The sequence below is a fragment of the Actinomadura spongiicola genome, from assembly GCF_003432485.1.
GTDB lineage: Bacteria > Actinomycetota > Actinomycetes > Streptosporangiales > Streptosporangiaceae > Spirillospora > Spirillospora spongiicola.
The window spans coordinates 683,160-697,251 of the sequence record NZ_QVNQ01000004.1 but is presented as its reverse complement, the minus strand read 5'-3'; the positions used below and the strand labels follow the sequence as shown (position 1 = coordinate 697,251).

Here is a 14,092-nt window from a genome sequence, read left to right as displayed (position 1 = left end):
TGGCATTACCCGGATTCGGCGGCGGATGAGACTTTAATCGCGTTCCCTCTGCCTCTCGCGCGGGGATCCCACCCCGGAACTCCCCGGCACCGGGAGGGAACGCCCGGTGGGCGGCTCCCCGTCTCCGGCGGCCAGGTACCGCCTCAGCCCCCGGACACGCACGCGCACCACCCGCGCGAGAGGCCGAACGACACGCCGGGAGAAAAGGCGGAAGCCAATGACAACGCGTACCCGACCCGCCCGGGCACGCCGGCGGCTCGCGGTCGGACTCGCGGGGGTGGCCATCACCACCTTCGCGTCGACCGGGGTCGCCTCGGCAGGTGTACTCCAGATCCAACAGCTCGTCCAGGAACAGAACCAATGGTGCTGGGCCGCCAGCGGGCTGACGATCGCCAAGTTCCACGGTAAGGGCAACGTCAGCCAGAACGAGTTCTGCAACATGGCGAGGAACCGGTCAAGCGGCCAGTGTCCGAACCAGCCCGGGTACCTCGAATGGGACCAGGTGGCGTTCCGCAAGCTCGGCCTGTCCGCCGGCACGGTCAGCGGACCGCTGTCGTACCAGCAGGTCGTCACCGAGATCGACGGCAGGCGCCCGATCGAGACCGGCATCTACTGGACGGCCGGCGGCGGCCACGCCCAGGTGATCTACGGGTACAACGGCCAGACGCTCTCCTACGGCGACCCGTGGCCCTCCAGCCCCAGGTACGCGGAGATGAGCCACAGCAGCTACCGCAGCAACGGCCAGTTCCGCTGGGGACAGGCCCTGTACCAGGTAGGAGCCTGACATGCGCACTACCACCAAGGTCACTGCTGCCGCTCTGATCGGCGGAACCGTCCTGCTGGGCGGCAACGCGGCGATGGCCGCCGGACCGCCGTCGGCCGACGAGGCCGCCGCCGCGAAGGTCGCCTCGTCCGCGGCCGTCAAGCAGCGGCTCGGGACGTTCTTCGTCCACCTCGACCAGCACCAGAAGGGTCAGACGACGAACCAGGCCGTCACGCAGGCCGCCGTCGCCGCCAAGGCGCCGCAGGTGGAGGGTGACGTCCAGCGCGTCCACTCCCTCAACCCGGCGTTCGTGAAGGGCACCCCGAACGCGCCCGTCGCCAACTTCGTCTACCTCGCCGTCGGCGCGGAGTCCGCGTCCGGGCAGGAGGCGACGATGTGGCTGACCAAGTCCGGCAAGAACTGGGAGGTCATGAACATCATCTCCGGTGACGACGAGTCCGCGTACCCGGCGATGGCGGACGGCGGCCAGGTGTTCACCGAGCCGCAGATCCGCGCCTGGTACCGGGTGAAGGACGGCCGCGTGACCGGCCTGAACGACGCCGCCAAGACGTCGGTCGGGAAGGGCATGACGGTCGGGTCGTACCAGAAGCTCGTCCAGACCAGGTACGCCGACAAGCTTCCGGGGTCGGCCTACCAGCGGTCCGGTCAGCTCGGCGGCTACTCGCCGACCACCGGTGTCGGCGACCGGGCTCCGGACAGGGGCGCGGCGCCCGTGCTGCTGGCACTCGGCGCGGGCGGCGCGCTCTCCGCGGCCGTCGGCGTCGCCGTGGCGCGGCGCCGCCGCCTGGGCAGCTACTAGCCGCCCTGTGCGGGTTCCGGGAACCGCCCCCCTTCCCGGAACCCGCGTCCCGGCCCGCGGCGACCGGTCACGCTCCGACCGGTCCCGCGGTGACCGGGACCGCGGGATGCGCCTCGGGATGCTCGTCCCACCATTCGCTGTAGACGGGCTGGGCCCGGACGAGCTCCAGGTAGATGTCGCTGAAGACGGCGCGGAGCCGCCGCGCCGCCTGCTCGGCCTCCGGTCGCCAGACCAGGACGATGCGCTGGCTGATCGGGTCGCCGGTGATGCGACGGAACGCGATGCCCTCGCGGGCCCGGGCCGTCGGCTGGTACAGGGCGATGGCGCGGCCCGAACGGATCAGTGAGGAGGAGATCTGCCAGTCACTCGACCAGTACCGCACCCGCGGCTGGAACCCGGCCCCGGCGCACACGCCGCGGACGTAGGCGGGCCACGGCCCGTCGTCGAGCGGGTCGTCGAGCCAGTCCTCGTCGGCGAGGTCGGCGAGGTCGACGGTGAGGCGCGCGGCCAGCGGGCTGGACGAGGACATGCCGACGAGGAGCGGTTCGCGTTCGATGACGACGAGCCGTTCCAACGCGTCGCGGGGACGCGGGACGTGGTCGACCGGCTCCTGGAACAGGCCGACGTCGAGCGCGCCGGAGGCCAGGAGCGCGGGGATCCGCCCGCCGCCCTGGTCCACCCGCAGGTGCAACCGCGACGCCGGTGACAGCGCGCCGAGGTGGTCACCGAGCCCGGTCAGCGCCGGACACGCCTGCACCCCGACGCGCAGCAACGGCATGGCGGAGGGGTCGCGGATCCGGTGCGCCAGGGCGGCGTTGAGGTCGTCGATGCTGGCCAGGGCCGCGCGTGCGCGGGTGGCGACCTCGGCGCCGACCGGGGTCGGCGTGACGCCCTCCGGCGAGCGGACGAACAGTTGCACGCCGAGATGGGTCTCGACGCGCCGCAGCATCGTGCTGACGGCCGGTTGGGTGAGGCCGAGCCGGGCCGCGGCCTTGCTGATGCTGCCCGTCGCGGCGATCGCCTCGATCATTCTGAGATGGTGGGGTCCGAGGTCCACGAGCGCGCTCCTGTACCGTCTTCGCCCCGTATAACTCAACTCACTCGAATGTTAACCCCGGATAGATCCCCGCAATATGGAAATCCGTGCCAACCGAATCCGGTGTCACCGCGCGGCGCGCCGCCGGTCCCGTTGGCGCAGTTCACGGGGGCTGACACCGAAGCGGCGCCGGAAGGCGTGACTGAGCGCGCTCGCCGAGGAGAACCCGGTGGCGTGCGCCAGGTCGGTGATCGTGACGTCCCCGTCGAGGGGGTTGCGCAGCCGGTCCCGGACGAGCCGGAGCCGCTCTTCGCGGATCAGTTCCCGCGGCGTGGTCCCGGCGCGCTGCAACGCGAGCTGGATCTGGCGCAGCGACCAGCCGAGGTCCTGCGCCATCGCGGCGCCGGTGAGCCCCGGGTCGGTGGCGTGCTCGCGGACATGGCGGCGCACGACCGCCTCGACCTCGGCGAGGTGACCGGGCCCGGAGGGGCGGGCGCCGTTCGGGTCGTCGAAGTCGGCGACGACGATGCACAGCAGCTCGGTGATCCGGTCGCAGGCGGCGTCGAACTGGCGCGCGGTGAGGGTCTCGCGTTCCTCGCCGACGGCCCGGACCATGTCGGCGACGACCCGGCCGAGCCCGGTGGACAGGTCGAGGTCGGCGGCGAGCGGCGCGGCGCGCGAGACGACGCCGTGCAGCCGGCCGTCCACCTCGTGCGCGGGGATCGTCAGGACGAACGCACGGGAGGGCCGGTGCGGAACGACCCGGACGGGCGCGGCCGGCGAGACGAGCCCGCCGGTGCCGGGCCGCAGGCGCGCCTCCGCGCCGTCCCGGAACATGAGCATCTCGCCGTGGACCGGCATCAGGAACCGGTAGGCGCCGCCGTCGGGGTCGCGCTCGGGGGCTCGGCCCGGGTCATGGTCAAGATCGTGGTCGGGGACGTGATCGTGGCCGGATACGCCGTCCGCGGCGTCGGGCGTCCGGATGTGGTCGCCGCCGTCCGACCGGTACAGGACGAGCCGGTAGGCGGTGTCCCCGCGCCGGCCCAGCCCGCCGAGGAAGTCGTCCACCGCAGGCTCCTCCACCCATCCGACCTGCCCAGAAAGCGTATATGACCAGAACTATCTATCAGGCCGCTTCCCCGGGAACGGACCCGGCTCAGGCACGGCATGATCACGCGATGCGTCCGGCCGCAAAATCTTTGCGCGCACGCGCAAGCGCGCACACGCGTTTCCGTCTTACGGTGCCGAAACCGCGGCGCATCCGCACGCCCGCGACCCACCCCCACCCCGACCCGGTCATGAGGCCGCCGAACGCCGGTCCGCCTCCGCCGAACTTCGTGTGCACCGAGGATGTGATGGAGCCCTTCCTCCTGGCGACGGCGTTCGTCGTCGTGGCCGGCGCCTGCATCGCCGCCACGGTCCAACTGGTCCGCGAGCAGCGGGCCTCCGCCGTGCTGCGTGCGCGGAACGCGGCCCTGACCCGCGGTATCGAGCTGCGCGAACAGGAGCTGCGGCACCTGGCCGACGTCCGGTTGCCCGAGCTCATGGAGTCGCTGACGAACCCCGGCGCGGACGTCACCGGGCCTCTGCACGACCTCGCCCGCGAGGCGCCCGCCTACGACAAGGCCCTGCGGACGGTGCTGGAGCTGTTCGCCGGATCGGCCGAAGGCGTCCGGCAGCGCTCCGACCAGGCCGCGAAGGCGACGCTGCGGGCGATGATGCGCGCCGTGCAGAGCCTCGCGAACGAGCAGCAGCTCGCCATCACCACCATGCAGGAACGCCACGACGACCCGGACGTCCTGGAGGGCCTGCTCCGCATCGACCACATGAACGCGCAGCTCGGCCGCCGCGCCCAGGCCACCGCGGTGCTGTGCGGGTCGTGGCCGGGACAGCAGCGCTCGGCGTCCGCGCTGAGCGACGTGGTCCGCGGCGCGACCTCCCGCATCCGCGACTACCTGCGCGTCAACCTGGAGGGGACGGCCGGCAACGCGGTGACGAGCCGGGCCGTGGAACCGATCGTGCTGACGCTGGCCGAGCTGCTCGACAACGCCGCGCGGCACTCCCGGCCCGACACCACCGTCGAGGTCAACTTCCGGCCCGCGCACAACGGTGTCGCCATCATCATCGACGACGCGGGCGTCGCGATGGAGGCCGAGGAGCTGCAACGCGCGTCGGAGCTGCTGTCCGGGGAGGTGTCGGTGGACGTCCACCGGCTCGGCGACCCGCCGCGGATCGGGTTCGCGGTGGCGGGCGTCCTCGCCGCCCGCTACGGCTTCCGCGTGTCGGTCGACAGCCGCTCACCGTACGGCGGTGTGCGGGCCGTGGTGTTCGTCCCGAACGCGCTGCTCACCACCGCCCCCGAGGCCCGGCGTCCCGAACCTGTGCCCGCGTCCCTCCCGGCCGTGGCGGCGGGCCCCGAGCCGGGCGGCGCCCCGGTCGCGCCGGACACGCCGGCCACCGCGGGGGGCCTGCCCAAGCGGACCCGGGCCGCGGTGCCCAGGCCACCGGCCGGAACCGACGCGCCGGACGCCGGGGAGAGGCCCCCGCCCAGGCCGGCGCGGGAGACCGCCGCGGGTCTCGGCGCCTGGCAGCGCGGGACGCGGTCCGGTCGCGCGTCCACGCCGCCCGACCTCGGCGGCGCCGCTGACGACGCACCTTTTGACGCTCCCTCTGACGCTCCTTCCACGGAAGGTGAACGGCCATGAACGAGGGGTGGAACGGCGCGATGGACGACGGCACGAACCGGCTCGGCTGGATGCTCGACGACGCACTGCGGATGCCGGAGACGAGGTACGCGATCCTGCTGTCGGCCGACGGCCTGCTCATGGCGCACTCCGAGCGGATCGGCCGCGACGACGCGGAGCGGCAGGCGGCGGGCATGGCGGGACTCCAGTCGCTCGCCCGCAGCACCGCCGAGTTCTGCGGCGATGCCGGCACGACGTGGCGGCAGACCGTGAACGAGTTCGACGACGGGTACGTGTTCCTCGTCGCCGCGGGTCCCGGCGCCTACCTCGCGGTGTCGGCGACCCAGCACGTGGACATGGAGACGGTGTCGTTCCGGCTCCAGGAACTGGTGCAGCGGCTGGGCAAGGAGTTGACCAGCCCGCCGCGGCCCGTCACGGACCGGACCGGCACAGACAGCACAGATCGAAGCAGCAGGGGCCGTTCGGGCGCGGACCGTCCGGCATGACGCCGCGCCGGAACGAGCGGGCGCTGGTGCGGCCGCACGTCGTCACCGGCGGGCGCGCCCACCCCTCCCGCAACGTCTTCGACGTGGTCACCCTCGTGTTCGCGACCGGCGACCTGCCGCGCACGGGGCTGTCCCCGGAGAAGGTCCGGATCGTGGAGTTGTGCCTCGGCGGCGCGCTGTCGGTGGCGGAGGTGGCCGGGCATCTCGGCCTGCCGGTCGGCGTCACCAAGGTCCTGCTCTCCGACCTGGTCGACAGCGGGCATCTCACCACCCGCGCGGGCGCGTCCGCGACCGCCCGGTCGTCGAAGGTCCGGCTTCTTCAGGAGGTGCTCGATGGACTCCGCGCTCGCCTCTGAGACGTTCCATCTGCGCGACACCGTCCGCACCGCCGTCAAGATCCTCATCGTGGGTCATTTCGCCGTCGGCAAGACCACCTTCGTCGGGACGCTGTCGGAGATCCGGCCGCTGCGCACCGAGGAGCGGATGACGCGGGCGGGCGCGTCCGTCGACGACCTCGCCGGCATCCGGGACAAGACGACCACCACGGTCGCGATGGACTTCGGCCGGCTCACCCTGACCGACGAGATCGTCCTGTACCTGTTCGGCACCCCGGGCCAGCAGCGGTTCTCCCGGCTGTGGGAGGACCTGGCGCGCGGGGCGCTCGGCGCGCTGATCCTGGTGGACACGGCCCGGCTGGAACAGTCGTTCGCGATCATGGACGTGGTGGAGCGGCAGGGCCTCACCTACGCGGTGGCCGTCAACCACTTCGACGGCTCGCCCGCCTACCCCGAGGACGAGGTCCGCGAGGCCCTGGACCTCGCGCCCACCACTCCCCTGGTGATCTGCGACGCCCGCGACCGCAGATCGTCCACCGAGGCGCTGATCTCACTCGTCGACCACCTCCTCACCCTCGACACGGAGAGCACGTGACCGTCCCGACCGAGCAGGAGCAGACCCGGACCCCGCTGTACGGACCGGAGTTCACCGACACCCCCGAACGGGTCTACGAGCGGCTGCGCGCCCACGGCGACCTCGCGCCCGTCGAACTGGCGCCGGGCGTCCCGGCGACGCTGGTCCTCGGATACGACGCCGCCCTGGAGATCCTGCGCGACCCGGACCGGTTCCCGCGGTGCAGCGAGGTCTGGGAGGCGGAGGTCGGCCCCGACTGCCCCGTCCTGCCGATGCTGGCGGCCCGGCCGAACGCGCTGTTCACCAACGGGCCCGTCCACGCCAGGTTCCGGTCGGCGATCGTGGACAGCCTGGCCCGCGTCCACCCGGCGGCGCTGCGCCAGTACGTGGAGGAGGCCGCGGACGGGCTCCTCGACGCGTTCGCGGGCGACGGCGAGGCCGACCTCATCGCCCAGTACACCCGGCCGCTGCCGCTCCTGGTGTTCGGTGAGCTGTTCGGCTGCCCCCGGGACATCGCCGACCGGCTCGAACGCGGCATGACCGGCATGATCGAGGGCGTCGATCCCGGGGCGTCGCTCGCCATGCTCATCGAGGCGGCCACGGAGCTGGTGGCGTCGAAGCGCGAGAAGGCGGGCGCGGACGTGCCGTCCTGGATGCTGCGGCATCCCGCCGGGCTCGACGAGGAGGAGGTGATGAACCAGGTCGGGCTGCTGCTCGCCTCCGGCACCGAGCCGGCGAACTCCCTCATCGCCAACGGCGTCCGGCTGCTGCTGTCGGACGACCGGTTCTTCGGCGACCTGTCCGGCGGCAGCCTGCCCGTCGAGGACGCGCTGGACGAGATCCTCTGGACCGACCCGCCGATCTCCAACTACGGGCCGACGTTCCCCCGCCAGGACGTGAACTTCCACGGGTACCGGCTCCCCGCCCACCAGCCCGTCATCATCAGCTACACGGCCGCGAACACCGACCCGTCCCGGTCGACGGAGAACCGGACGGGCAACCGGGCGCATCTCGCGTTCGCGGGCGGGCCGCACACCTGTCCCGCCAAGAACCACGCCCGGTTGATCGCGTCGGTGGCCATCGAGAAGCTCCTCGACCGGCTCCCCGACATGGAACTCGCCGTCCCCGTCGACGAACTGGAATGGCGGCCCGGCGCGTTCCACCGCGCACTGGCGACCCTCCCCGTGCGGTTTCCTCCCGCACCCTGAACAACGGGGGCCGTTGAACCGTCCGGGCGGGTCGGTGCGTACGTTCACGCGTGGCGACAGAGGCGACGAGCGAGGCGACCGGCGAGCGGCGGGCTCCCTCGGCTGACGGGGCCGACGGGCCGATGCTCGCGATCGGCGCCGCGGCGGTCGCGCTGGTCGTCCTCGCGCTGGTCGTGCGGCTCGGCGGGGCGCTCAGCGACACGGCCGCGCCGGGACTGTCCCAGGCGGGGGCGGTGACGAAGGTCGGGCTGTCGGTCGCGAGGCTCGGCGTGAACGTCGCGGCGGTGCTCACCGTCGGATGGCTGCTGGTCGCGGCGGTGTTCGTCCGTCCGCCGTCGCCCACGGCGGGCCGCTGCCTGCGCGCCGTGTCGCTGACCGCGCTGGCCTGGGCCCTGGGCACGCTCGCGTTGATCGTGTTCACGGTCCTCGACCTGTTCGGCACCGGGGTCGGCGGCGTGACCGCCGACATGATGCGGACGTTCCTCCTCGAACTGCCGCAGGGCCGGGCGTTGCTGCTCGTCCTCGCCGTCGCGGTCGCGCTGGCGGTCGCGGCCGCCCTGCCGCGCGCCGTGGACCGCGCCGGGTACCTGCTGGCGGGCGCGCTCGCCGGGCTGCTGCCGCCGCTGTTCACCGGGCACGCGGCGGACGCGTCCCACCACGCGCTCGCCGTCTACAGCCTGGTCGCGCATGTCGTCGGGGCGGCGCTGTGGATCGGTGGGCTCGTCGCCCTCGTCACCGTCGCGCCGGACGTGCCCGGCAGGCTCCCACGGGTCGTCGAGCGGTACAGCGGGCTGGCGCTGGTGTCGTTCACGGTGGTCGGGGTGAGCGGCGCCGTGAACGCGTGGGTGCGGCTCGGCGGTTTCCATCCCGGGTCGCGGTACGGGGCGCTGGTCACGGCGAAGATCGTGGCGCTCGTCGTCCTCGGCGCGCTCGGCCGGTGGCACCGCCGCGTCACGATCCCCGCGCTCGGGCACGGAGCGGGGACGCGGGCCTTCGTCCGGCTCGGCGCGGTGGAGATCCTCATCATGGCGGCGACGGTGGCGCTCGCGGCGGGACTCGCCCGCACGCCGCCGCCCGAGAACCCGCCGGGCACCCTCGACGTCGTCGCGCTGCGCCTCGGCTTCCCGCTGCCCGGCCCGGCGGGCCCCGGCCCGTTCCTGTTCGACCGGTGGATCGACCCGCTGTTCCTCGTGCTGATCGTGACGGGCGCCGTCCTGTACGGGGTCGGCGTGGCGCGGGCGAGGGACTGGCCGTGGCGGCGCGTCGCGTCCTGGGCCGCCGGGCTGCTCGTCCTGCTGCTGGCGACATGCGGGGGGATCTCCCGGTACAGCATGGTCCTGTTCAGCGCGCACGCCGTCCAGCACGTCCTGGTCGGGGTGGTGGCGCCGCCGCTGCTGCTGTACGGGGCGCCGCTGCGGCTGGCGCTGCGCGCCGTCCGGGGTGAGGGCCCGGAGCTGCTGGCGGCGGTCGCGGGCAGCCGCGGGATCCGGGTGCTGACGCGTCCGGTCGCCGCGTCCGCGCTGCTCCTGCTGAGCCTCTACGCGTTCCCCGTGTCGCCGCTGTTCGGGGCGACCCTCGCCAACCACGCCCTGCACTCGTTCGCGCTGGTGTGCTTCGTCGTCATCGGGCTGGCGTACTTCCACGGGACGTCCGGGACGCCGCTACCGGTGATCGTCCTGCCGCTGCACGTGGCCGCCGGGCTGGCGCTGACGCGGGACGGGACCGTCCGCGGCGGCTGGTACGAGGACCTCGGCCGCCGCTGGGGCGCGTCACCCCTCGACGACCAGCATCTCGGCGCGCTGCTCCTCTGGACGGTCACCGCGACCGTCACCGTCGCCGTGGCGCTCGCCGCCACACTCACGCGGCGTCACTGGCGGGGCAGGCGGTCCACGACGCGGCTGAGCGCCTCCACGACGGTCGGGTCGTACTCGGCGGCGGAGTCCAGCCTCAGCCGCTCCAGCACGGCGGCGCCGCGGTCGCGGTCGGCGGAGTCGCCGACCAGGTCGTCGTAGGCGTTCGCGACCTTGATGATGCGCCCGGCGAGAGGCGGCGGCAGCGGCCTGCTCTCGGCCTCACCGGACGAGTCATCGGTGACGGGCTCGCGGCCCGTCCGGTACGGATGGGACGAGAGCTGGACGATGTGCGCGACCCGGTCCAGCACCCCGGTCTGTTTGATCACCTCGGCGCCGAGTTCGGCGATGCGGCGCTGCTCGGCCGGGGACGCCAGCACGGTCGCGCCGCCGGGGATCGGGTCGCCGAGGGACAGCTGCCCGATGTCGTGCATGAGCGCCGCGTACTCCAGTTCGAGCAGTTCCTCCTCGGTCATTCCGAGTTCGCGGCCCATCGCGACCGCGAGCCGCGACACGCGCCGCGAGTGGCCCGCCTCGACGTAGCCGCCGACCTCGGTGACGCGGGACAGGGCCCGGACGGTCTGGAGATAGGTGGCGCGGGTCCCCGCGTACCGGCGGAAGGCGAACTGCGTCACCAGAATCGGCAGCGTGAAGATCAGCAGGGCGGCCTCGCCCATCGCGGTGGTCGCCACGGCGATCAGCATGGCGGTGGCGCTGGTCGCCGCGCACAGCGCCATCTTCGCCTCGACCTCGTCGCGCAGCGCGATGCCGAACCGCACCCGGACGGCCTCCGCCCGGATCACCGCGGCGATCAGCACATCGGTGAAGCACGAGGCGATCACGACGCTGCTCATCACGGCGAGCAGCAGTTGCCAGGGCAGGTCGAGCGTCAGCACGGGCCGGAAGCACAGCGCCACGAGCGCGACGGTGAACAGCCGCCGCGCCATCGCGTCGGGGCGCGGCCACCGGCCGACCGCGACATGCGGCAGCGAGCCGACCAGCATCCCGACCGCGGTGACGGCGACGACCTGGAGCGCCGAGTGTTCGGCGGCGACCACGCCGAGCGGCGCGTCCTTGGCGGCGCCCTCGGGGCCGACGCCGACCAGCAGCGCGTAGCCCAGTGCCCCGGCCCCGGCGATCGGCGCGACCTCCCGGTTGCCGGGCATGACCATCCGGAACAGCTCGCCGAGCGCGATCAGCACCCCGAAGATGATCGCGACGTTGGGCTGGCGGAGGCCCGCGGCCGCGACCTGCGCGAACGCGACGACGACGAACAGCCCGACGGTGGCGATCAGCAACAGCTGGCCGGTGTCGATCGGCTGCCACACGGCCCGCTCCCGGACCTGGCTCTCACCGCTCATGGGGGCGCCGTTCACCGCCGCACTTCGTCGCCGGGCCGTTCTCGCGTGGGTGGTCGGCGTCCCACGCTCCCCGGCTCCTGCCGTTCCTCGTCACCGGCCACGCGCAGGGGCGTGCTCGGGTCGTCGTGGTCCTGCTGGGTGGTCTCGACGACGTCGTCGTCCGGGAGCACGACGGGACGCGGCGGTTCCCAGCCCTCCCGGTCGAGCGCCCGCAGGAACGCCTCGACCATCGCGGGGTCGAAGTGGTCGCCCATGGAGCGGCGCAGCTCCGCCACGGCCTCGTCGACGCTGCGGGCGGGACGGTAGGAGCGGGTGGACGTCATCGAGTCGAACGCGTCGGCGACGGCGATGACCCGGGCGAACTCGGGGATCTCGTCGCCCGCGAGGCCCATGGGGTAGCCGCGTCCGTTCATCTTCTCGTGGTGGTGCATGATCCCGGCGAGCGCCTCGTCCAGGAACCCGATCTCCCGGACGATCTGCAGCCCGCGCATCGGGTGCAGCTGGATCGCGGCGAACTCCTCCTCGGTCATCGGACCGTTCTTCTGGAGCACCTTCGTGGGGACGCCGAGCTTGCCGACGTCGTGCAGCATCCCGGCGTAGCGGATGGCCTCGACCCGGTCGGCGCGCATCCCGATCTCCTGCGCGATCATCACCGAGCCGCGGGAGACCCGCTCGGAGTGGCCGCGGGTGTAGTAGTCCTTGGTCTCGACGGCCTGGCACAGCGCGGCGAGGGTGGCGGCGTGGGCCTGCTGCTGCACGTACGCCTGGTCCATCGCCCACCGGGCGATGAGCAGCGGCAGCAGCACCAGCACGGCGGCGAACGGCCCGACGCGCGGCCACAGCCCGGCGATCAGCAGGCCGACCATGCCGTAGCCGAGGCAGCCGACCGACAGCTGCCCGTACTCGTGCAGCAGCTCGCGTGGTTTGGCCTGCCGGCTGAGCAGCAGGACCCCGGCCATCAGCGTCAGGTTGACGACCACGAAGGTGACGAGGGCGCCGAGGAACGGGCCGATGACGTTCTCGACCCAGCGGATCTGCCCGGGGTCGAACCGGTCGCCGCCGAGGAGCTTGAAGACCGTTCCGGCGACGTAGCCGCTGAGGGCGAGCTGCGCGCCGTTGAAGACGCGTTTGACCGGCGCGAAGAACCGCTGGCCGGTGACCACGGCGCAGATGCCGAGCAGCGCCGCGCCGGCGGCGCCGAACAGCACGACGGAGGCCAGGCTCGCGGCGAAGCTCATCGACACCCGGGCCCGGGCGACGTTCAGCCGGGCGGGCGCGGAGTCGCAGACGAGGAACAGCAGGGCCAGCACGGCGAGTTCGGCCCAGTCGATGTCCGTGAAGGACGACGTCGCGATGAGTCCGGTCGCCAGCGCGACCACGCCACAGACGTACGCCCAGGCAGCGAGAGGTAGTCCACGCATTGCCGCCCCCTCGGGGAGTGAACGCCTTTCCTCCGGCGTCTCCGCGGCGGCGCGGCCTTCGCGGGGCGCGGCCGGTGCGGGGTCGCCGGGGACGAAAGGTGTTCGGTGACGAAAGGCGGGCCACCGGGCTGAACGCGTGCCTACCGGCACTACACCCAGGACACGCCCTCGGGCATCATCAGCGACGACGCCGAGGCGCTCCGGCGCCGGACGGTTTCCGCCGGCGTCACGCGCTTGAGCATGGCTCCTTGCCTCCCCCCGCGAACCGGGCCGTCCGGCCTCGCGGCCGGTCACCGGGACCGGGACGGTCCAGGCTTCCGGCCGTGCACATACCCCGGAATTCCCGGGTATGCACATGCTCCCGTCGCTGATTTCGGCTCAAGCCTAACGCGGACCGGCAAGGTCACACAGGCATGCACGAAAACGTGAACGAAGCGTGAACCAATCGTCACGTGTTGTGATCATTTGTACTGCACGAATACGGGTTACGTATGCGCACCATATCCCGAGGCCCCGAAAATCATGTGCAAATGCAATAGCATCCGAAAGCGCATCGGAACGAGGTTACGAAACGACAACATCCGGCATTAGGGGGTATTCAGCTCCGCGCCCGGGCGTTCCGCTCCCGCGCCCACGCGACCGTCGCGGCGAGACCGTCCCGCAGCCCCGTCCTCGGCTCCCAGCCGAGCGCCTCCCGCGTGCGCCGCGGATCGACGGACATCGCGGGGAGGTCGCCCAGGCGGGGCGGCGCGAACTCCGGGTCGTCCGGGGCGCCGGCCGCCTCGGCGACCAGCGTGTGCAGGTCGCGGTCGGTGGTCTCCACGCCCGTGCCGACGTTGAGGCGGCGCCCGTCGCCCCCGCCCTCGGCGGCGCGGGCGAACGCGTCCACCACGTCCAGCACGTACACGTAGTCGCGGGTCTGGGTGCCGTCGCCGTAGACGCGGGTGGGACGGCCGGACAGCAGCGCGTCGGTGAAGATCGAGATCACGCCCGCCTCGCCCTCGGGCGTCTGCCTCGGCCCGTACACGTTCGCCAGCGTCAGCGTCGTGTGGTCGATGCCGTGCAGGGCCGTGTACATCCCCGCGTACACCTCGCCGGACACCTTGGACGCCGCGTACGGCGACGCGGGCCGCAGCTCCGCGTCCGGCGGGACGGGCAGCGCGTCCGGCACCCCGTACACCGCGCAGCTGGAGGTGAACACGACCTTGCGCGCGCCCGCCGCCCGCGCCGCCTCCAGGACGTTCGCCGTCCCGACCACGTTGATCCGCGCGTCGCGCAGCGGGTCGGCGACGCTGGCGCGCACGCTGACCTGCGCCGCCAGATGGCAGATCACCTCGGGACGCCGCGCCGCCGCCTTCTCGGCGAGGGTCGGGTCGGTGACGTCCATCTCCCACAGCTCCACACCGGGACGGACGTTCCGGCCGGACGACAGGTCGTCCACGCCGATGACCTCGTGGCCGTCGGCGACGAGCCGGTCGACGAGATGGGACCCGATGAAACCGGCGGCGCCGGTGACGAGTGCGAGCACCCGCGA

12 protein-coding genes and 1 pseudogene are annotated in these 14,092 nt (G+C 72.9%); 8 read left to right on the top strand and 5 right to left on the bottom strand.

From position 1 onward, the window contains the following. Positions 1-217 precede the first annotated feature (217 nt). A complete protein-coding gene (locus D0T12_RS15930) occupies positions 218-784 on the top strand; it encodes a papain-like cysteine protease family protein (protein WP_117400319.1) in 567 nt (188 codons plus the stop codon). A 1-nt stretch (position 785) separates the two neighbouring features. Next, positions 786-1,583: a hypothetical protein gene (locus D0T12_RS15925; protein WP_117400318.1), complete on the top strand. Its 798-nt coding sequence runs from the start codon at positions 786-788 to the stop codon at positions 1,581-1,583. Between the two features lie 67 nt (positions 1,584-1,650). Here D0T12_RS15925 and D0T12_RS15920 read toward each other — a convergent pair whose 3' ends face one another. Next, on the bottom strand, positions 1,651-2,640 hold the full coding sequence (locus D0T12_RS15920; protein WP_117400317.1) for a LysR family transcriptional regulator: 990 nt from the start codon (positions 2,638-2,640) through the stop codon (positions 1,651-1,653). Positions 2,641-2,745: 105 nt separating this feature from the next. After that, a complete protein-coding gene (locus tag D0T12_RS15915) occupies positions 2,746-3,687 on the bottom strand; it encodes a helix-turn-helix domain-containing protein (protein ID WP_233526090.1) in 942 nt (313 codons plus the stop codon). A 287-nt stretch (positions 3,688-3,974) separates the two neighbouring features. Here D0T12_RS15915 and D0T12_RS15910 point away from each other — a divergent pair, with 287 nt between their 5' ends. The 6 genes and pseudogenes from D0T12_RS15910 to D0T12_RS15885 form a co-directional block, all read left to right on the top strand. Then, entirely contained in the window at positions 3,975-5,324 is a 1,350-nt protein-coding gene (locus D0T12_RS15910) for an ATP-binding protein (protein ID WP_199487471.1), read from the top strand. After that, positions 5,321-5,809, top strand: coding sequence for a roadblock/LC7 domain-containing protein (locus tag D0T12_RS15905; protein ID WP_233526089.1), 489 nt, complete (start codon positions 5,321-5,323; stop codon positions 5,807-5,809). Before D0T12_RS15910 ends, D0T12_RS15905 begins: the two co-directional genes overlap by 4 nt. Continuing rightward, complete coding sequence (locus D0T12_RS15900; RefSeq protein ID WP_117400315.1) at positions 5,806-6,165, top strand: DUF742 domain-containing protein; 360 nt, start codon at positions 5,806-5,808, stop codon at positions 6,163-6,165. Before D0T12_RS15905 ends, D0T12_RS15900 begins: the two co-directional genes overlap by 4 nt. After that, entirely contained in the window at positions 6,143-6,739 is a 597-nt protein-coding gene (locus D0T12_RS15895; protein ID WP_117400314.1) for a GTP-binding protein, read from the top strand. The genes D0T12_RS15900 and D0T12_RS15895 overlap by 23 nt, the downstream gene beginning before the upstream one ends. Then, positions 6,736-7,926: a cytochrome P450 gene (locus D0T12_RS15890; RefSeq protein WP_117400313.1), complete on the top strand. Its 1,191-nt coding sequence runs from the start codon at positions 6,736-6,738 to the stop codon at positions 7,924-7,926. The genes D0T12_RS15895 and D0T12_RS15890 overlap by 4 nt, the downstream gene beginning before the upstream one ends. Before the next feature lie 122 nt (positions 7,927-8,048). Next, positions 8,049-9,770: pseudogene (locus D0T12_RS15885) on the top strand (cytochrome c oxidase assembly protein); the annotation flags it as partial. Between the two features lie 23 nt (positions 9,771-9,793). On the opposite strand, the gene D0T12_RS36555 reads toward D0T12_RS15885, so the two are convergent. The 3 genes from D0T12_RS36555 to D0T12_RS15870 form a co-directional block, all read right to left on the bottom strand. Continuing rightward, on the bottom strand, positions 9,794-11,137 hold the full coding sequence (locus tag D0T12_RS36555; RefSeq protein WP_117400472.1) for an HD-GYP domain-containing protein: 1,344 nt from the start codon (positions 11,135-11,137) through the stop codon (positions 9,794-9,796). An 11-nt stretch (positions 11,138-11,148) separates the two neighbouring features. Continuing rightward, positions 11,149-12,558, bottom strand: coding sequence for an HD-GYP domain-containing protein (locus D0T12_RS15875; protein WP_117400311.1), 1,410 nt, complete (start codon positions 12,556-12,558; stop codon positions 11,149-11,151). Positions 12,559-13,156: 598 nt separating this feature from the next. Further along, the gene (locus D0T12_RS15870) at positions 13,157-14,086 is read right to left on the bottom strand and encodes an NAD-dependent epimerase/dehydratase family protein (protein WP_117400310.1); all 930 of its coding nucleotides are present in this window, start codon (positions 14,084-14,086) and stop codon (positions 13,157-13,159) included. Between the last annotated feature and the right edge of the window lie 6 nt (positions 14,087-14,092).

Excerpts from the sequence above, each read along its gene's own strand:
- D0T12_RS15930 (WP_117400319.1), top strand. The coding sequence starts at position 218 with ATGACAACGCGTACCCGACCCGCCCGGGCACGCCGGCGGCTCGCGGTC.
- D0T12_RS15925 (WP_117400318.1), top strand. The coding sequence starts at position 786 with ATGCGCACTACCACCAAGGTCACTGCTGCCGCTCTGATCGGCGGAACC.
- D0T12_RS15910 (WP_199487471.1), top strand. The coding sequence starts at position 3,975 with ATGGAGCCCTTCCTCCTGGCGACGGCGTTCGTCGTCGTGGCCGGCGCC.
- D0T12_RS15905 (WP_233526089.1), top strand. The coding sequence starts at position 5,321 with ATGAACGAGGGGTGGAACGGCGCGATGGACGACGGCACGAACCGGCTC.
- D0T12_RS15900 (WP_117400315.1), top strand. The coding sequence starts at position 5,806 with ATGACGCCGCGCCGGAACGAGCGGGCGCTGGTGCGGCCGCACGTCGTC.
- D0T12_RS15895 (WP_117400314.1), top strand. The coding sequence starts at position 6,143 with ATGGACTCCGCGCTCGCCTCTGAGACGTTCCATCTGCGCGACACCGTC.
- D0T12_RS36555 (WP_117400472.1), bottom strand. The coding sequence starts at position 11,137 with ATGAGCGGTGAGAGCCAGGTCCGGGAGCGGGCCGTGTGGCAGCCGATC.
- D0T12_RS15875 (WP_117400311.1), bottom strand. The coding sequence starts at position 12,558 with ATGCGTGGACTACCTCTCGCTGCCTGGGCGTACGTCTGTGGCGTGGTC.